Source organism: Gilliamella sp. Fer1-1 (genome assembly GCF_001690825.1).
GTDB classification, from domain to species: domain Bacteria; phylum Pseudomonadota; class Gammaproteobacteria; order Enterobacterales; family Orbaceae; genus Gilliamella; species Gilliamella apicola_C.
This window is the reverse complement of sequence record NZ_LZGX01000010.1, coordinates 71,402-91,585: the sequence shown is the minus strand read 5'-3', so window position 1 is coordinate 91,585 and position 20,184 is coordinate 71,402. Positions and strand designations below refer to the sequence as shown.

At 34.6% G+C, this 20,184-nt stretch carries 17 protein-coding genes; 15 read left to right on the top strand and 2 right to left on the bottom strand.

Annotated features, from left to right (window positions below):
* Positions 1-60 precede the first annotated feature (60 nt).
* The 12 genes from polA to A9G28_RS00890 all read left to right on the top strand — a co-directional run bounded on the left by polA (position 61) and on the right by A9G28_RS00890 (position 13,878).
* Complete coding sequence (gene polA / locus A9G28_RS00945) at positions 61-2,835, top strand: DNA polymerase I (RefSeq protein WP_065579499.1); 2,775 nt, start codon at positions 61-63, stop codon at positions 2,833-2,835.
* 280 nt (positions 2,836-3,115) lie between these two features.
* Complete coding sequence (gltX, locus tag A9G28_RS00940) at positions 3,116-4,540, top strand: glutamate--tRNA ligase (protein ID WP_065579498.1); 1,425 nt, start codon at positions 3,116-3,118, stop codon at positions 4,538-4,540.
* Between the two features lie 23 nt (positions 4,541-4,563).
* The gene (locus tag A9G28_RS00935) at positions 4,564-6,216 is read left to right on the top strand and encodes an intermembrane phospholipid transport protein YdbH family protein (RefSeq protein ID WP_065579497.1); all 1,653 of its coding nucleotides are present in this window, start codon (positions 4,564-4,566) and stop codon (positions 6,214-6,216) included.
* An 11-nt stretch (positions 6,217-6,227) separates the two neighbouring features.
* Complete coding sequence (locus A9G28_RS00930; RefSeq protein WP_218056985.1) at positions 6,228-6,413, top strand: YnbE family lipoprotein; 186 nt, start codon at positions 6,228-6,230, stop codon at positions 6,411-6,413.
* Between the two features lie 105 nt (positions 6,414-6,518).
* Positions 6,519-6,863: a YdbL family protein gene (locus tag A9G28_RS00925; protein ID WP_065579496.1), complete on the top strand. Its 345-nt coding sequence runs from the start codon at positions 6,519-6,521 to the stop codon at positions 6,861-6,863.
* Positions 6,864-7,064: 201 nt separating this feature from the next.
* Positions 7,065-8,738: an asparagine synthase B gene (gene asnB / locus A9G28_RS00920; protein WP_065566095.1), complete on the top strand. Its 1,674-nt coding sequence runs from the start codon at positions 7,065-7,067 to the stop codon at positions 8,736-8,738.
* Between the two features lie 336 nt (positions 8,739-9,074).
* Positions 9,075-10,055 (top strand): D-isomer specific 2-hydroxyacid dehydrogenase family protein, encoded by a 981-nt coding sequence (locus A9G28_RS00915; RefSeq protein ID WP_065566096.1) that lies wholly within the window; start codon positions 9,075-9,077, stop codon positions 10,053-10,055.
* Between the two features lie 61 nt (positions 10,056-10,116).
* Positions 10,117-10,935 (top strand): PTS sugar transporter subunit IIC, encoded by an 819-nt coding sequence (locus A9G28_RS00910; RefSeq protein WP_081301473.1) that lies wholly within the window; start codon positions 10,117-10,119, stop codon positions 10,933-10,935.
* 43 nt (positions 10,936-10,978) lie between these two features.
* The gene (locus A9G28_RS00905) at positions 10,979-11,839 is read left to right on the top strand and encodes a PTS system mannose/fructose/sorbose family transporter subunit IID (RefSeq protein WP_065566098.1); all 861 of its coding nucleotides are present in this window, start codon (positions 10,979-10,981) and stop codon (positions 11,837-11,839) included.
* A 26-nt stretch (positions 11,840-11,865) separates the two neighbouring features.
* Positions 11,866-12,363: a PTS system mannose/fructose/N-acetylgalactosamine-transporter subunit IIB gene (locus A9G28_RS00900; RefSeq protein ID WP_065579494.1), complete on the top strand. Its 498-nt coding sequence runs from the start codon at positions 11,866-11,868 to the stop codon at positions 12,361-12,363.
* 15 nt (positions 12,364-12,378) lie between these two features.
* The gene (locus A9G28_RS00895) at positions 12,379-12,822 is read left to right on the top strand and encodes a PTS sugar transporter subunit IIA (RefSeq protein ID WP_065579493.1); all 444 of its coding nucleotides are present in this window, start codon (positions 12,379-12,381) and stop codon (positions 12,820-12,822) included.
* Between the two features lie 111 nt (positions 12,823-12,933).
* Complete coding sequence (locus tag A9G28_RS00890; protein WP_141674655.1) at positions 12,934-13,878, top strand: hypothetical protein; 945 nt, start codon at positions 12,934-12,936, stop codon at positions 13,876-13,878.
* 84 nt (positions 13,879-13,962) lie between these two features.
* On the opposite strand, the gene satP is transcribed toward A9G28_RS00890, so the two are convergent.
* Positions 13,963-14,541 carry an acetate uptake transporter gene (gene satP, locus A9G28_RS00885; protein ID WP_065579491.1) on the bottom strand — a complete coding sequence of 193 codons (579 nt, stop codon included), beginning with the start codon at positions 14,539-14,541 and terminating at the stop codon, positions 13,963-13,965.
* 231 nt (positions 14,542-14,772) lie between these two features.
* Between satP and dnaK the strand changes: the two genes are divergently transcribed.
* The 3 genes from dnaK to A9G28_RS00870 all read left to right on the top strand — a co-directional run bounded on the left by dnaK (position 14,773) and on the right by A9G28_RS00870 (position 19,276).
* On the top strand, positions 14,773-16,683 hold the full coding sequence (gene dnaK, locus A9G28_RS00880) for a molecular chaperone DnaK (RefSeq protein ID WP_065566103.1): 1,911 nt from the start codon (positions 14,773-14,775) through the stop codon (positions 16,681-16,683).
* 127 nt (positions 16,684-16,810) lie between these two features.
* A complete protein-coding gene (gene dnaJ / locus A9G28_RS00875) occupies positions 16,811-17,941 on the top strand; it encodes a molecular chaperone DnaJ (protein ID WP_065579490.1) in 1,131 nt (376 codons plus the stop codon).
* Positions 17,942-18,190: 249 nt separating this feature from the next.
* The gene (locus A9G28_RS00870; protein ID WP_065579489.1) at positions 18,191-19,276 is read left to right on the top strand and encodes a hypothetical protein; all 1,086 of its coding nucleotides are present in this window, start codon (positions 18,191-18,193) and stop codon (positions 19,274-19,276) included.
* Between the two features lie 136 nt (positions 19,277-19,412).
* Here the strand turns inward: A9G28_RS00870 and grcA are convergent, their stop codons facing one another.
* Complete coding sequence (gene grcA, locus A9G28_RS00865; protein ID WP_065579488.1) at positions 19,413-19,796, bottom strand: autonomous glycyl radical cofactor GrcA; 384 nt, start codon at positions 19,794-19,796, stop codon at positions 19,413-19,415.
* Positions 19,797-20,184 lie beyond the last annotated feature (388 nt).

Genomic DNA, 20,184 nt, shown 5'->3' with positions numbered 1-20,184 from the left:
ATTATGACTAATTAGGTTATACTGTCAGTTATTATATAGCATAACGTTTAGGTAACTATAATGCCAAATAACACACCAATTATTTTAATTGATGGATCTTCTTATCTTTACCGTGCTTTTTTTGCATGCCCTCCTTTAACTAATGCCAAAGGTGAACCAACAGGCGCTATTTTTGGCGTCATTAATATGATTCGTAGCTTGTTAAATCAATACGATCCGACACATATTGCTGTTGTATTTGATGCTAAAGGCGGATCGTTTCGTAACGAAATTTATAGTGAATATAAAGCTACTCGTGAAGCGATGCCTGAAAATCTTCGCCCACAAATTGAGCCTATTCATACCATTTTAAAAGCGATGGGACTACCACTGCTTTGTGTTGAAGGTGTTGAAGCAGATGATGTAATTGGTACATTGGCTAGGCAAGCAGAAAAGGCAAATCTTGAAGTCTTGATTAGTACTGGCGATAAAGATATGGCGCAGTTAGTAAGCGATAAAATTACACTTATTAATACCATGAATAATACCATTCTTGATTCAAAAGGTGTCATGGAAAAATTTGGTGTTCCACCAGAAAAGATGATTGATTATTTAGCGTTAAGAGGTGATTCTTCCGATAATATTCCTGGTGTGCCTGGAGTAGGTGAAAAAACAGCACAAAGTTTATTATCCCAATTTGATGGTGTAAAAGATATTTATAATCGATTAGATGATGTTGAAAAATTGGCTATTCGAGGAGCTAAATCCTTAAAACAAAAATTGATTGATAATCAGAATGATGCTGAACTTTCTTATCTATTAGCAACAATCAAAACGGATGTTAAATTAGATTTTACCAATGAACAATTATTGATCGGAAATATTGACGTTAATGCGTTAATTGAGTTATTTAGTTATTATGGTTTTCATCGTTGGCAAAAAGAATTAATTGCAGGTACCTTCCTAAAGCAACAAAAAAATATGGTTGTCGAGATTGAAGATGATTTATTTTCTCAAGAACAACCTACAGCAACTTTGCAAAAAAATGAAACCGATTACCAGTGTATATTAACCAATGAACAACTCGATGAATGGATAACCAAATTAAGCAACAGCAAGCAATTTGCTTTTGATACCGAAACGGATAATGTTGATCATGTGCACGCTAAATTAGTTGGTATCTCATTGAGTGTTGAACCTTACCAAGCGGCTTATATTCCACTTGCTCACCAATATTTAGGTGTTCCAAAACAGCTTCCTCTCAATGATGTTCTGGCTAAATTGAAACCAATACTTGAAAATCCAGAAATAAAAAAAATCGCTCAAAATGCAAAATTTGATTACAGCGTATTGGCCAACTATGGCATAACCGTTCAAGGTATCGCATTTGACACTATGCTTGAATCTTATGTACTAAACAGCACTGAACGTTATGATATGGATAGTTTGGCCAATCGCTATTTGAACCACAAGACGATTACTTATGATGAATTAACTAAATTTGATAAAATTCAAGTTACTATTGATGCTATTGAGGTAGAAAAAACCACACAATATGCTGCGGAAGATGCCGATATTACATTGCAATTGCATCATAAGTTATGGCCAACTCTTGAAAAAAACCAAAAATTAAAAAAACTATTCACTGATATTGAAATGCCACTTGCTATTATAATAGCTGAAATGGAAAGAACAGGCGTTCTAGTGGATGCTAAATTATTAAATAAGCATTCAGCTGAGTTGAATAACAAATTGAACGAAATTCAAGAAACGTTACAATTGTTAGCAGGTGAAAAATTTAACCCAGCATCACCTAAGCAAATTCAAGTTCTTTTATTTGATAAGCATCAATTACCAGTACTCAAAAAAACGCCCAAAGGCGATCCTTCAACTAGTGAAGAGGTTTTGAGCGAGCTAGCTAATCAATATGAGCTACCACGCATGATTTTACTTTATCGTAGCTTAGCTAAGTTGAAAAATACCTATACTGATAAATTACCATTAATGCTTAGCCCAGTTGATCATCGGATACACACTAATTATAACCAAATTGGTACGATAACAGGACGATTGTCTTCAAATGAGCCTAATTTACAGAATATTCCTGTTCGCAATGAAGAAGGTCGTCGAATTCGACAGGCATTTATTGCACCAACAGGTTATAAGATTATTTCTGCCGACTACTCACAAATCGAATTGCGTATCATGGCACACTTATCGCAAGATAAAAGTTTACTTGATGCTTTTTCTCACAACAAAGATATTCATCGTGTCACAGCTAGCGAAATTTTGGGAAAACCTGAATCTGAAGTAACTTCTGAAGAGCGAAGACGAGCAAAAGCCGTTAACTTTGGGCTAATTTATGGTATGAGTGCATATGGCTTATCAAAACAAATTAATATTGCTCGAAAAGAAGCCCAATTTTATATCGATCGCTATTTTGAACGCTATCCAGGTGTTCAAACGTATATGGACGAAATCCGCCAACAAGCGACAGAACAAGGTTATATTGAAACGCTATCTGGTCGACGATTATATCTACCTAAAATTAAATCAGGAAGTGGCATTGAACGCCGAGGAGCTGAACGAGCCGCCATTAATGCGCCAATGCAGGGCACAGCAGCTGATATTATCAAAACAGCGATGATTAAGGTAAGCGACTGGATTAAAAGCCAGCCTGTAGGTAATATTAGGATGGTAATGCAAGTACACGATGAGCTCGTATTTGAAGCAAAAGAGGAGTTGGTTGAGCAATATAGTGACCAAATAAAATCCATTATGGAAAATTGTTACCAACTATCCGTACCATTAAAGGTAGACGTGGGAATAGGCAATAACTGGGATGAGGCACACTAATTAATGCCAAATCAGCGCCAAATAAGTTAGCCTTAAATAAAATAGTTAATCACTTTTTTATGTTAAAGCGCATATTTTACGGAAAATTTTTTATAAATTATGGCGTAACTTTTTGGCACTAATGGCACTATTGCTCAAACTTTTCGGCGTGTTAGAATAAGCAACTAAATTGAATTGATATCAACATGTTATTCTGCTTGTTAATATTGGCAGAATAAAAAGGCATTTGTCGCCATTTGGCTATTTAAGTTTGCTTTTTTGTTATTATTAGGATTATTTCATGAAAATAAAAACCCGTTTTGCACCTAGCCCAACAGGCTATTTACATGTAGGTGGTGCACGTACAGCGCTTTATTCTTGGCTCTATACTCGCCATGCCAAAGGTGCATTTGTATTACGTATTGAAGATACTGATCTTGAACGTTCAACGCCAGAAGCGATTGAAGCGATTATGGAGGGTATGAATTGGTTAAAATTATCATGGGATGAAGGTCCTTATTATCAAACTAAACGTTTTGATCGTTACAATCAGGTTATCGATGAAATGTTAGCCAACGGCACAGCTTATCGTTGCTATTGTTCTAAAGAACGGCTTGAAAAATTGCGCGAAGAACAAATGGCAAAAGGTGAAAAAGCGCGTTACGATGGACATTGCCGTTGTGATTCAGTACAAAAAGAACACAGCCATAATGAACCTCATGTTGTGCGTTTTGCTAACCCTATTGATGGCACTGTCATCTTTAATGATTTAATTCGAGGACCGATTGAGATTGCCAATAGAGAACTTGATGATCTTATTATTCGCCGCACTGATGGTTCACCAACCTACAATTTTTGTGTAGTAGTTGATGATTGGGATATGGAAATTACTCACGTTATTCGTGGAGAAGATCATATTAATAACACACCTCGTCAGATTAATATTCTAAAAGCGTTAGGTGCACCGATTCCTGAATATGGACATGTATCGATGATCTTAGGCGATGATGGACAAAAATTATCTAAGCGTCATGGTGCGGTAAGTGTAATGCAATATCGTGATGATGGCTATTTGCCTGAAGCTCTACTTAACTATTTAGTGCGCCTTGGTTGGTCTCATGGCGATCAAGAGATTTTCTCAGTACCTGAAATGATTAACTATTTTTCATTAGGTGCGGTGAGCAAATCAGCCAGCGCCTTTAACACTGAAAAATTACTTTGGTTAAACCATCATTATATTAATCATCTGGACGCTGATTATGTGGCTCAACATTTAGTATGGCATATGAATCAACAAGGATATGATTTATCAAAAGGCCCTGACCTTATTACGATTATTAAACTATTTGGTGAACGTTGTAAAACCCTTAAAGAAATGGCTGAATCGTGTGCCTATTGTTATCAGGATTTTGATGATTTCGATGCAGATGCAGCTAAAAAGCATCTACGTCCTGTCGCTAAAGAGCCATTGGAAGCCATTAAAGCAAAAATTACAGAAATTGCTGATTTTGATTGGCAAATTGATAAAATTCACCATGCTATTGAAGCAACAGCAACAGAGCTCAATGTTGGCATGGGAAAAGTCGGCATGCCACTACGCGTTGCCATAACAGGCATAGGGCAATCACCATCGGTTGATGCGACGGTTTTTGCGGTAGGAAAAAAGCGAACGCTTGCAAGAATAGATAAGGCACTTGCATATATTACACTGCGTGAGCAATCTTAAAATTAACCTATAGTAATTGCAGGATGTTGCCTGCAATTATTTTTGCCAAACCGAGAACTTCTATGGTTCGCTTAAAAAAACGTTATTGGTTTTTATTGATTATTTTGCTTACCAATTTGATATTAGGTTTTTGTGGTTGGCATTATTGGATATCATTTAAAGAAAAATATCATCTATCGATAGATTGGCATGGCATAAATATGAGTTTTGAAGGCTTATCTTTTGATGAGTTTACTATATCTCAGCCGTCTCAATTATCCGTAACAGCGAAAAATTTACTTGTCTCATGGTCACAGTTATCGGCAAAAAACATTGATATTTACTGGCAACCAAATGATGCAAAAGCGCTTGTCAAAGCCACGCAAAAAGTTGTTGATACGACAATTCAAGACGTGCATCAAGCTAATTTTGACCTCTCCACTATTTCAACCATGCTTGATTGGTTGCCGAAAAAAATTCATATCGATTCGTTAACATATTATGCACAAAATAACCAACAATTTGACGTAAAAATTGATGCAACTAAACAGTTAGAATCTATCCAATTAGCTGTGTCGAGTAATAATCAATATTCGGCAAAACTGTCTACCACTTTACTATTTAATGAGGTGGATTCACGTATTGATATTCAAAATGGTATTTTGACCAGTAATTTAAGCCAATTTGGTATAGAAAATAGCCAATTAACTTTGCCATTCACGGGGTGGATTTCCAGTAATCAATTTATGTTAGTCAATTCTGGTCATGCCTCACTGATGTTAGAAAAAGCTAATTTATCTGATGATCTGATACTTGGTCGTTTAGAAAGCGTTTTTACCTTTAAAGTTGAATCGGCTATTCCTATTGAAAGTAAAAAATTAGCTACCACAACTGATTTCATTGTTAATAAATTCGATGGCATTTACAAAAATAGCGAAATAAAATCAGCAACAGGCAACATCAAAATTGTTATTAAAGATAATCAATTTACTGCATCAGTACCTATTTTAAATATACAAGAAGTCAATTTAGGCATAGCCTTTGAGCAAGTAAAATTAGCGGGTATTTATAACGCACCACTCAAGACAATAGCTCAAGGGCAGCTAAACTTGAAAAAAGCTCAAGCATCAATTTTTTCTGGTTCTGTGTCTATTAAACCAAGTAAATTGAATTTAGCTAAATTACCCCAACAATTAAGTTTAAGGCTAAAGCAAATACAGTTAAAAGAGATTCTTGCTAAATACCCAGCTGAAGGACTTGCTGGGGTAGGTACAATTGATGGTTATTTGCCCGTTATTTTACTAAAAGCGAAAAAAAAAGATGGCTCTGCGTTTGAAATTGCGATTAAAAATGGTCAGTTAACCACAATCAATGAAGGCTATTTACAGTTTGAAAATTCTGCTTTGAAAAATTATGCACAAAATAACCCTAATATGAAAATACTCACTGATATTATTAAAAATTTTCATTATACTAAGTTACAAGGTACTGTTAATTATGCCAACGAAATAGCCAAGCTTGGATTAAATATCCAAGGAAGCAATTTAGATGTCGAAAATGGCAAAGCGGTTAATTTAAATATCAATCTTGAAGAAAACATGGCTAAATTGCTGATGAGTTTACAGTTGTCTGATCAAATTAGCGAACCAGTTCGTAAACGAATTCAAGCACATTTAAAAAAAGAATCTTCAAAATAAGGGGTTATTTTATGATGCGAAATGTTATGGTTATAATGGTATTAGCAGGTATGTTAATCGGATGTTCGCCGACGGTTAAAGTACAAGCACCTAGCGAGCCAATTAATATCAATTTAAACGTTAAGATAGACCATGAAATTAATATTAAGGTCGATAAAGCATTAGATAATATAATCAATAAATCTGGATTATATTAATTGTATAAGTTTTATTTTCATCTATTCTTTTGATTGTGGTCAGTAGAACAATCTATATTCACACTCAAATTAATAAAATATGATGTATTTACTAAGGAGTTTGTTATGACTATCTGTAAAAAAGCAACCATAGCATTATTGTCCATTATATTATCTTTTTCTACATTTGCATTAAATTTAGAGCAAGCCATGGATTCATTAAGCCAAGCCAAAGCGCAAGGTCTTGTTGGTGAACAGGCTGATGGTTATTTAGGCGTTGTTAAAAATGAAGGCAATGCCAGTGAAATTGCGCAACTGATTAATCAGGCACGTAAAACCCAATACCAAAAAGTGTCTAATGAAAGCCATGTCCCTTTAAATGAAGTAGAAAAAAAAGCGGGTAGTAAAGCGCAAGAAAAGACCCCAGCAGGTCAATATATAAAACGACAAGGTCAGTGGTTAATAAAATAATCATTTGTTTTTTGCAACAACCGAGAAAGTATAACGACATTACACTTTAATTGTGTATTAATAATGTGTATGCTGTTTGCTTAAATGTTTGTTTACCGCTTTTTTATATTTATCTATTTAATAAAAAGATGGTAAAGTTTTTATTTAATTAGTTTTTACTTGTAATAGTATCGCTTATGCGATTTGAAATGGAGAAAATCAATGTGTTCGATTTTAGGTATTCTTGATATTAAATCAGATCCAGAACAACTACGAACAAAAGCACTAGAGTTATCATGTCTACAGCGTCATCGCGGTCCTGATTGGTCTGGTATTTTTGCGTCTGATAAAGCTATTCTTGCTCATGAACGTTTATCAATTGTGGATGTCAATACAGGATCTCAGCCCCTTTATAATAAAGATAAAACCCTAGTTTTAGCGGTAAATGGCGAAATTTACAATCATCAAGAACTCCGAAATCAGTATAAAGATCGTTATGAATTTCAAACAGGCTCTGACTGTGAAGTCATTCTTGCTTTATATCAAGAAAAAGGAATTGATTGTCTTGATGAATTACAAGGCATGTTTGCTTTTATTCTTTATGACATCAATAAAGGTAGTTATTTTATTGGTCGTGACCATATTGGTATTATTCCAATGTATACAGGGCATGATGAAAACGGTACCTTTTATGTTGCCTCTGAAATGAAAGCCTTAGTACCAGTTTGTAAAACCATTGAGGCTTTCCCTCCTGGATGCTATCTATCGAGCACCGAAGGTGAAATAAAAACCTATTACAAACGTGACTGGATGGATTACGAAAATGTTAAAGATAATCAAACCGATATTAATGCACTTCGTGTTGCGTTAGAAGATTCGGTAAAAAGCCACTTGATGTCTGATGTGCCTTACGGTGTTTTATTATCAGGTGGGCTTGATTCTTCGGTCATTTCGGCAATCACTAAAAAATTCTCAGCACGCCGAGTTGAAGATCATGAAAAATCTGAAGCATGGTGGCCACAATTACACTCATTTGCTGTAGGCTTAAAAGGAGCCCCAGATCTTAAAGCTGCGCAAGCGGTTGCTGATCATTTAGGCACAGTGCACCACGAAATTAACTTTACTATTCAAGAAGGGATTGATGCAATTCGTGATGTAATTTATTTTATTGAAACTTACGATGTCACCACTATTCGTGCATCTACACCAATGTATTTAATGGCACGTAAAATCAAAGCAATGGGCATTAAAATGGTACTATCTGGTGAAGGTGCTGATGAAGTGTTTGGTGGTTATCTCTATTTCCATAAAGCGCCAAATGCAAAAGAATTCCATGAAGAAACCGTACGTAAATTAGCAGCGCTACATATGTATGATTGTGCACGAGCGAATAAAGCCATGGCAGCATGGGGAGTTGAAGCTCGGGTACCATTCCTTGATAAAAAATTCTTAGATGTCGCAATGCGCATTAATCCAAAAGATAAAATGTGTGGCAGTAATGGCAAAATGGAAAAACACATTGTACGTGAAGCATTTGAGTCTTACTTACCTGCATCGGTTATTTGGCGTCAAAAAGAGCAATTCTCAGACGGTGTTGGTTATAGCTGGATCGATACATTAAAAGAGATTGCTGAAAGTAAAATTACTGATCAGCAATTAGAAAACGCAAAATTCCGCTTCCCATACAATACACCAACATCGAAAGAAGCTTATATGTATCGTGAAATTTTTGATGAATTATTCCCACTTGAAAGTGCCGCTCGTTGCGTACCTGGTGGACCAACTGTTGCTTGTTCAACCGCTAAAGCAATTGAATGGGATGAATCATTTAAGAATCTAAACGATCCATCTGGTCGTGCGGCGGTTGGTGTTCATAATGATGCGTATAAAAAGTAATGAACCGATTTGAAATAATAAGTTTGAAAAGGGCATAATTGCCCTTTTTTATTGACTAAAATACAAGAATACAATCCCGCTGATAGCTAACTTCATATCGCTATTTTCCACAAAACTTATCTGAAAATTTTTATTCTCAACGGCTTATGATTGATTAAATAACACCTGTTGTTAATGAAAATTTTTTAAATATGTGATCTGAATTCATTTTTTACCAAAAGTAATAAACTATACTAAATGTTACCAGTCACATAATGATTAGAAGGGAAGTAAATCACATTTATTTTTCAATCCATAATTTATAAAGATACATGATTTATTAATTAGGAGGGCTGCGTGAAAAATTATAAAATTGCAATAATTAACTCAAGTAGTTTTGGAAAATATTTTCCTGATCATCTAAATCGATTAGAAAAAATAGGTGAAGTGAAACATTTCACTTTCGAGAGTAATATTTCTGGTAAAGAATTAGCCAATACATTGCAAGAATACAATATTTTTATTGCAAGCGTTAGACCATTTTTTAACAAAGAGTTTTTTGATAATCGAAAAAATCCTCTATTTTTACTTTCTCGCCATGGAATAGGGTTTAATAACGTTGATATTATTGCAGCTAAAAAGCATGGCACAATTGTTACTATTGTTCCCCCATTGGTTGAACGCGATGCTGTTGCTGAAAATGCAGTAACCAATTTGCTGGCATTAATTAGAAAAACAGTGCAATCCCAAGCTGCCGTTAAGTCAAATGAATGGAAAAATAGAGCCTCTTTTTTAGGTATTAATGTTACTGGTAAAGTTGTTGGTGTTATTGGCTGTGGCAACATTGGCAGCCGAGTAGCAGAAATATTTAAACATGGTTTTAATGCCCAGCTACTTGTTGTTGATCCTAATGTCAATAAACAGTGGGCGAGTGAAAATAACATTGAAATTGTTGATTTAAATTATCTACTACAACATGCAGACATCATCTCTTTAAACGCATCCTTAAATGAAACCAGTTACCACATTTTAACAGCGCACCAATTCTCTTTAATGAAAAAAGGTGTTTATATCACCAATACCGCAAGAGCTGAATTGATTGATGAAAGCGCATTATTAACTGCGCTTGATAGTGGTATTGTCGCTGGGCATGCAACTGACGTAATGTATGCTGAACCAGCATATAACGATAATCCTTTAGTTAAACATCCTAAAGTGCTTGTTACTCCACATACTTCCGCTTATGCAATTGAATGTTTGCAAGGTATGGGGGAAAAATGTGTGCAAGATGTAGAGAATTTTGTTAATAAGTTAAAACTTCAATCAGTTGTTTCTTAATGATTTATTTTAAATTGTTAAGTAATAATAAAAAACATTAAGGAGTTTATATATGCCAGAAATGCATGTAACTTTTCTGCAAGCAGCGATTATTTCTGTATGGGTTGCGATGGTAATGTCACGGGGATTGGGGGGAGCAACATTAACGTTAAGATTTACTCCAATGATGACTGGTTTAATTGTTGGTATTGTATTTAATGATATTGCAAATGCAATGATAACAACAGCTGCAATACAGCTAATTTATATGGGCGTCTTTTCTCCTGGTGGTCAAATGCCATCAGAGCCTTCCATTGCTACAGCAGTTGCTGTTCCTGTTGCATTACTTGGAAAAATGGAACCAACAGCTGCTGTTGCGGTCGCTGTCCCTGTAGGTTTATTAGGCTCTTATTTATATCAACTACGATTTTTCTTTAATACTATGATTATGAAATTAACTGAAAAATATGCGCAAGAAGCCAATAGTTCAAAATTAACTTTCTCCATAATCATACTACCCATTATTTGTAGCTGTGCTTTATTTATACCATTTATGTTTGTCGCATTATACTTTGGTGCGCCGATTATTGCCGATGTAATTAAATCAAATGCTGGTGGGCTTGTTTTTCATATCCTTAATGTCATAGGGGGTGGACTTGCTGCGGTAGGTATAGCATTAACCATTTATGTTATTGGTAAAAAGAGCTACATCATCTTTTTTTTATTGGCTTATTTTATTGCGGTAATTGCAAAACCACTTAATGTAACAATGGTAACCTACGCCATTGTTGGCGCCATTGTTGCATTCATTTTTGTTTTAGCAAAAAGTGAAGCAGTGAATTGTGCGGCAGAGCAACCTAGAAATAATCCAAATAATAATCAAGATGATGACGATTATTAATCTGTAGTTATTCGATTAATAAATTAGATAGAGGAATATTATAATGACACAAATCGTACAAGAAAGTATTGATCTAAAGCCAGAAGCTATCACGAAAAAGGATATCACAATTGCTTGGTTACGATGGTATTATGCAAATGAAATCCCACACTCATTTGATCGTTATCTAGCTGCATCTTTAATGTGGGGATTAATGCCAATTCTTAAAAAACTATACAAATCAAAAAGTGAACTTGCTGCTGCCTATCAAAGACATTTATTGTTCTTTAATACTCAAATAACATGGGGTGGTGGGACAATTTCGGGAATTATGGCCTCACTTGAGTCTGTTAGAGCCGATGAAGTTTATCAAAATAAACCTATCAGTATTGATAATGATGTGCTTTATAACACTAAAGCTGGTTTAATGGGGGCTTTAGCTGGCATTGGCGATGCTATTGATTCTGGTACAGTACAATATATTTTTATTGCAATTGCACTCCCTTGGGCACAAGAAGGGTTGGCTATTGGCGCACTATTCCCTTTCTTTGCCTTTGTAATCTACCAACTTTTTGTAGGCTATTATTTTGCTCAACTCGGATTTAAATTAGGAAGAAACGCTGCGACAGAAGTTGTGGGTAACAAAATGCAGATGCTTATCGAAGGCTTATCTATTTTAGGTTTATTTATGATGGGTATCTTAGCCGCTAGCTATATTAAAGTATCCTCAAGTTTAAAATTCACCTTATCAGGCAAAGATTTTGTTATACAAGATACATTAGATAAGATTCTACCTGGTGCGTTACCCCTCATTGTGGTAATGGGATTGTATTTTTATTTCTCCCAAAAAGGTTTAAAAGTAACCAGGGCATTAGTAGGATTAACCATTATACTTGGTGTTTTAGCTGCAATTGGTATTTTATAAAATAATTAAAAAAGAGGTTTTAAATTATGGGAAAAGTTGTTTTAGCTCGAGTAGATAGTCGCCTTATTCACGGTCAAGTGGCAACCAACGTTTCTAAAGCGGCTGGTGCTAATGCTTTATTTGTTGCCGATGATTATTCAGCAAATGATGAGTTCACCAAAAATATCATTTTAGGGGCAGGAGCTAGCACGGGTCATAAAATCAGAGTATTAAAAGAAGATGGCGCGGTAAGATACTGGAATGATCGCAAGTACGATGATTTTAATGTTATCTTAATTACAAAAAATATTGAAGTAATGTATAAAATTATTAAAGCTGGCGTACCAATAACAAATCTTAATATTGGTGGTTTACCGCTAGTACCTGGGGCAACTTCAGTCATTAAAGAAGTATCGATTAACAAAGAGCAACTTAATCTATTAATCGATTTACAAAAAAGCTTTCCTAATATGGATATTTACTTTCAAGCAACACCTTCTTTGAAAAAAGTCACATTAAATGAAGCAATCAAAATGTTTGAATAATATAGGATAATAAATATGATAGGTATTTTATTAATTAGCCATGGCAATATGGCTGATGGGATAAAAGATAGTGTTAAAATGATTGTTGGAGAACAAGACAAATTTGAATCACTCTCACTTAACCCAGGGCAAGATATTAATCAATTAAAAACGGATATATTTAATTGTTCTAGATCGTTAGATTCGGGCGATGGTATTCTCATTTTTGTTGATCTATATGGTGCATCTCCTTGTAATGCATCAATGAGGTGTGTGCCAGAATGGCATGATCTTGGTATGAATGTTCGCATCATTACAGGTATGAGTTTACCGATGATCATTAATGCCGTATGCAATAGAGAATCACTAACAATACAAGCGTTAGCAAAAGAGTGTATTGAGGCAGGCCATGATAATATTCAAGATGCTATTGCTAACATAATTCATCCTAATCAAGCTCATAATGAGGATGATTATTAATGCGTGTAATTATGCTCATTAATAATATAAATCATAGTGAATATGGTTTTATACGATTATATTCACTATATTGCTGAGTTTTTTTTAAATTAAAATCGATTATTAATCATAATGGAAATATTTAAAGATCTTGTTCTACGATATTGTATTATATTTGGCAAACGCTTCTCTTCAACAGAGAAGTTGGCTTTTTTAAGAGTATTATCTAAAGAACTCATGCAATTAGGCTATATGGTTGACGTTAAGCTTGCCAAATTGGAATTAGCAACACGGCGATACGAAAACTATTACAATGCTTATATTGGTGATTTAAATAAAGCAGAGTTAATTATCTGTACTTATTATGACACAGGTCTTAATAACTTTAATCTTCAAAAAAACTATGCATTTTCACCACAATTTAGCAAGTTAAGCTACTTTATTAGTATTGCGCCTATCCTTTCTTTATTTATTGTGTCATTAATATTAAATTATTTTGTTTTTGTTCCTGATATTCGTAATCATGGTTTTTTCAGCATTTCGGGCATTAGTTCAATCATTTCGACTGTTATATTATTTCTTTTCGTATTGAAATTTAAAAGTGGTATTCCTAACCAAAAGAATTTTGTTTGTAACTCATCAAGTATTATTACCATCATTAATTTAATTAACCAACTCAATAAAAAAGAGAAGAAAAAAATAGCCTTTGTTTTGTATGATGGTGGTAATAGCAGTCAATATGGTTTAAAAATGTTAGAAAGTTATTCCAAACAACTAAAAAGCAAAAAATTTATTTTTATTGACAGTATTGGCAATAGTGAAACGCTAATTTTTTTAAAACCACAACAATCAAACCTACAAGTAGAAAATATTACTTTTCATACCGGTCAAATGGAGACAAAATTACTAAATTACATCATGATCAGCTCGGGAAGTATCGATAAAAATAGTAAAATTATTATACACAATGCGCACTCGCCTAAAGATAGCCACTTACCGAATAAAGTAATAGAAAAACACACTCAATCACTACTTGCAATATGTAGAAGCCTGATAAATGATAACGCTGATAAATAGTAAAAGTAGCTTTTTTTAGGGAAGTTTAGTGAAGAAAAAATGAATCACATCAACCAAAATGACTTGGTAGATGTGATATACCAATTAATGTGTAGCGCCTTTTGGTGCCCCAATTGGTAGAATGGTTCGGCCATATTGCTCATTAATTACTTCAGCCATAGCAAGATAAACTGCACTTGCTCCGCAAACAATACCTTCAAAACCAGCGATATGGATAATGCTATGATTACCAGAAATGTTACCAATGGCTAATAAAGCAAATAAAACGGTTAAACTCGCAAAAACAAATTGTAATGCTCTATTACCTTTTAACGTACCAATAAACATAAACCCAGTAAAAATGCCCCATAAAGCAAGAAAAATACCAACAAAAGTTGCATCAGATGGTGCTGTGGCAGCAGAGGTCGGTAAATACCAAATGCCCACTAACGCAATCCAAAAGAAGCCATAAGACGTAAATGCTGTAGTGCCAAACGTATTGCCTTTTCGAAATTCTAAAATGCCAGCAATGACTTGTGCAAGGCCACCATAAAAAATACCCATCGAGACAATAACCGTCATAACAGGGAAAAATCCTGCATTATGAATATTTAATAAAATTGTTGTCATACCAAACCCCATTAAGCCCAAAGGGCCAGGATTTGCAAGTTTTGTTTGTTCCATAAGGATCCTATAAATTAAGTTTGATGATTAAAAAGAGCGGCAATAATAAGTGCAGAAAACGCGATAATCAAGATTTCAGGAAAAATTATTTTTTATCGCCCCTTGATATTAATAATAATGTTCCCATTTATGTGAAAACAAAAACATTTCCTTGTGAAATTAAGGGCTTGAAAATTCATATTTAAACCCTATATACAAGGAATAAATTACAGATTTTTAGGAGAATAAATTATGGGTAAAATTATTGGTATTGACTTGGGAACAACAAACTCATGTGTTGCTGTAATGGACAATGGTCAAGCAAAAGTATTAGAAAATGCAGAAGGCGATCGCACAACTCCTTCGATTATTGCTTATACCCAAGATGGTGAAACATTAGTTGGTCAACCAGCAAAACGTCAAGCTGTAACCAATCCACAAAACACCTTATTTGCAATTAAACGTTTAATTGGTCGTCGTTTTGAAGATGCTGAAGTGCAACGTGATGTTAGCATTATGCCATATAAAATTGTGAAAGCAGATAATGGCGATGCATGGGTTGATGTTAAAGGTCAAAAAATTGCACCACCACAAATTTCTGCTGAAGTATTAAAGAAAATGAAAAAAACAGCAGAAGACTATCTTGGCGAAGCCGTTACTGAAGCAGTAATTACAGTTCCAGCTTATTTTAATGATGCTCAACGCCAAGCAACTAAAGATGCAGGCCGTATTGCTGGGCTTGATGTTAAACGCATTATCAACGAACCAACAGCTGCAGCACTCGCTTATGGTTTAGACAAAGATGTCGGCAACCGCACTATCGCTGTTTATGACCTTGGTGGTGGTACATTTGATATCTCAATCATCGAAATCGACGATGTTGATGGTGAAAAAACATTTGAAGTATTAGCAACAAATGGTGATACACACTTAGGTGGTGAAGATTTCGACTCACGCTTAATCAATTATTTAGTTGACGAATTTAAACGTGAACAAAACTTTGATTTGAAAAATGATCCACTTGCTATGCAACGCTTGAAAGAAGCAGCAGAAAAAGCAAAAATTGAATTATCATCTGCTCAACAAACAGATATTAATCTACCGTATATTACAGCTGATGCAAGCGGTCCAAAACATTTAAATATTAAAGTAACGCGTGCAAAACTTGAGTCTTTAGTTGAAGATTTGGTTAAACGCTCAATGGATCCTGTAAAAACAGCATTACAAGATGCAGGTCTTTCTGTTTCTGACATTAAAGACGTTATTCTTGTTGGTGGTCAAACACGTATGCCAATGGTTCAAAAAGCTGTTGCTGACTTCTTTGGTAAAGAGCCACGTAAAGATGTAAACCCTGATGAAGCGGTTGCTGTTGGTGCTGCTGTTCAAGGTGGTGTACTTGGCGGTGATGTTAAAGATGTTTTATTACTTGATGTTACACCATTGTCTTTAGGTATTGAGACTATGGGTGGTGTGATGACAGCGTTAATTGAAAAGAACACAACTATCCCAACTAAACATAGTCAAGTGTTCTCAACTGCTGAAGATAATCAATCAGCCGTAACTATTCATGTATTGCAAGGTGAGCGTAAACGTGCTGGCGATAATAAATCATTAGGTCAATTCAATCTAGATGGCATTCAACCTGCACCACGTGGCATGCCACAAATTGAAGTGACATTTGATATTGATGCTGATGGTATTTTACATGTATCGGCAAAAGACAAAAATACAGGTCGTGAGCAAAAAATTACGATTAAAGCCTCTTCAGGATTAAGCGAAGAAGAGATTCAAAAAATGGTTAATGATGCAGAAGCAAATGCCGATGCAGACCGTAAATTTGAAGAACTAGCTCAAACTCGTAACCAAGCCGATCACCTTGTTCATTCAACTCGAAAACAAGTGGCTGAGTCTGGTGATCAGTTATCAGCTGATGATAAAAAAGCTATTGAAGACGCAGTAAATGCTTTAGAAGTCGCAGCTCGAGGTGAAGATAAGGCAGAAATTGAAGCAAAAATTAATGCATTAATGGAAGCATCTAAAAAATTACTTGAACTAGCACAACAACAAGCTCAAGGCGCAGGTCAATCAAATAGTGAAAGCGCTAGTGCGCAAGATGATGTTGTTGATGCTGATTTTAAAGAAGTTGATGATGATAAAAAATAATCATTAATTACTATGTTTTTTAATAAGTTATTTCAACAAGTTTTAGACATGTAGCAAGTTAAACGGGCGCGAGGTAACTCAAGCCCGTTTAGTTCTTTATGAAAAGAAACAAAAATAAAGGTTAATTATGGCGAAGAAAGATTATTATGAAACATTAGGCGTTAGTAAAAGTGCTAGTGAAAGCGAGATAAAAAAAGCCTATAAACGTCTAGCCATGAAATATCATCCTGATAAAAACCAGGATAATAAAGACGAAGCTGAAGCAAAATTCAAAGAAGTAAAAGAAGCCTACGAAATCCTAACTGATCCGCAAAAAAAGGCGGCTTATGATCAATATGGTCATGCGGCATTTGAACAAGGGCAAGGAGCAGGAGCTGGTGGTTTTGGCGGATTTGGCGGTTTTGGTGGTGGAGCGTTTGACGATATATTCAGTGATTTCTTTGGTGGAGGTCGAGGGCGTAGTCAAACCACTTCTCGAGGTAATGACTTACAATACAATATCACCCTAACATTAGAAGAAGCTGCAGCCGGTGTTAGTAAAGAAATTAAAGTGCCAACATGGGTAAGTTGTGATACTTGCCATGGACAAGGAGCTGAAAAATCTTCGGATGTGGTGACGTGTAATACTTGTCATGGTTCAGGTGTTGTACAAATGCGACAAGGTTTTTTTGCCGTGCAACAAGAGTGCCCAACTTGTCATGGGCGAGGAAAAGTTGTAAAAAATCCATGTAAAAAGTGTCATGGTGAAGGTCGTGTACAAAAAACGAAAACACTTTCTGTTACTATTCCAGCAGGTATTGACACAGGTAATCGTATTCGACTTTCTGGCGAAGGTGAAGCAGGTTTAAACGGAGCACCTGCAGGCGATTTATATGTACAAATGCAAGTTAAACCACATGCTATTTTTGAGCGAGATGGTACAAACCTGCATTGCGAAATCCCGATTAATATTGCACTCGCATCACTTGGCGGTGAAGTTGAAGTACCAACGCTTAATGGTAAGGTCAGCTTAACCATTCCTCCTGAAACACAAACAGGAAAAATGTTCCGACTACGTGGTAAAGGCGTTAAATCGTTGCGCGGTAGCACTATCGGTGATCTTTACTGTCATGTTGTGGTTGAAACACCAGTCAACTTAACAAGCAAGCAAAAAGAATTGCTAAAAGAATTGGCTGAAAGCTTTAAAGCTGATAAAAGTTCTAAACACAGTCCAAAAGAAAAAAGCTTTTTTGACAAAGTGAAAAAGTTTTTTGAATAAAACAAATCACAGCTGAAATAATAGCGAGATTAGGTTATTAATCTCGCATTTAAATTATATCAAATTGTTTAATTTAAGTATTTTTAGTTTTTCTACTTTGATAAAATAAAGTTTCCTTGCAACAATATTTTCATTAATAATCTTATTAGATAATCGATAGTTATTAACTTTAAATGAATATAGTATACATTAGTTAAATTATTAATATTAGTTTTGTATGATTTTAATGACATGAAGGGAATAATATATATGTTTTTTAAAAAGTTTTGGAAAAAATCACCGCCTAATATTAAAGACATACCAAAAGAGCAACAAAGCTCACAAAATCATTTAAGTGTGATAATTCAGGACTTTTGGCGACAGGTAAAAAAATCTGAACAATCTCTTAATGAACTTGAACTTATCGATATAATTAAAAATATCAATAAGCTATTAGATGAAAATCAGTTAGATGTAATTGCTGAAATTACTATAGGGGATACTAAGAAGCATAAAATTATTTTTACCGCAGATGGAAAAATTGATCGATTCGAGTATGTAATGGAAATTACTCGACAAGCACCTGATCTTCAGTTTTTCGAAGTAGAAGCATTTCGTCAGCGCACTAATAATGTAGATACATTTGTTATAAAATCTGAAGAAAGTTCTTTCTCATTAAGTGCTACTGATTTATTAATTCAATATAAAGAAAGTTATCGTAAAATATCTATCGGTATTCTGTTTGCTAAGACGATCCCCGAAGATATGGTAAAACAAGCAGAAACGATGGCATTGATTTATCTCGATCACCTATTGGGTGAATATGATTTTGCTGTTAGATTAGAATCTATTGAGTTTTTAAAGACAGATCACAATGCAGCTACAATTCCTGCTAACCAATTTGTCACTATTTTCGATCGATTATGGAAAGAAGATTTAAAACATACCGGTGTGCTTAATGTTCAAGAGGATCAATGGATTGTATTTGAATTAACGGATCTTAAAATATTAGTGCATCGTAATGAAGCGGCTAATTCTTTGGTAGGGCATGAAAATTATTGTTATGCGCTTAATATTATCGTTGATATTGATAGTAAAGAGGCTCTTTCACTTGTTTATGAATTAGAGGATACTATCAATCTTGCTTTACGTGCTGATGAACAGGGTATTCACTGTCAAAACAGTTTTAGTCAAGGTGTCAGAAATATGTTATGGCATGTAGGAAATAAACACTCAGCACTTCAACTAGTGCAACAGATAACAGACCGATATCATACATTATCCGTTAAAACTGAATGCGAGTTCGATCCTTTCTGGCGACAATACTTACGTTGGGTTGAATGTCATCAAGCATAACATAAAATGTATCTACGATTAATGGATGCTTTTCCTCACTAATAACTATTGCATTAGCATATTGTTATATTTAATTCATAAAAAAAGATAACCTAATTACTTAGATTATCTTTTATAAAACTTAAACTCGATTTAATTAAATTTTGGTTGTAAATGTACGAGCAATAACGTCGCGTTGTTGTTCTGCAGTTAACGAGTTAAAGCGCACTGCATAGCCAGAAACACGAATTGTTAATTGTGGGTATTTTTCTGGATTTTTTACTGCATCTTCTAAAGTTTCACGACGAAGAACGTTAACATTTAAGTGTTGACCACCTTCAACTTTGATGGTTGGTGCAACATCTAATGGAACTTCACGATATTCGAATTGGCCTAATTCGGCAGTTGGAATAACTTGATCTTCTTTATAAACTGATTTAGCTGCCACACAACGAGCTTCTTTAGTATCGTCATCTAATAACCAAAAAGAGTTAAGAAGTGCTGCATTGTCTGCTTTAGTAATTTGGATACCTGTAATCATTTTAAATCCTCCTAACGGGGCCTTATTGCCCTAAAATAATTAGGGTTAATATAGCACTTTCAAAATTTGATTAAAGTCAAAAAAAGCTATCAATCCAATAAGTAATACCTTTGTTTAGGGTTTTTGCTATGTTCCTGAAAAACTATTTATCGCATTAATTCTTTTAAATTTATTAACTATACATTTGTATTATCTAAACATATGGGTAGGTAACATAATGCCTCATTTAGTGTAAAGTGTAGCGTAGCTTTGGATGTTATAAGAATATTTTATTAGCATTGCTGCCTTGATCAATAAAGCAACATTTTATATTTAAATAAATATTTTTGTTTAGTGAACCTTAAGCTCATTAGCATTAGGTTTATTATTATTTTTAGGTATAATTATT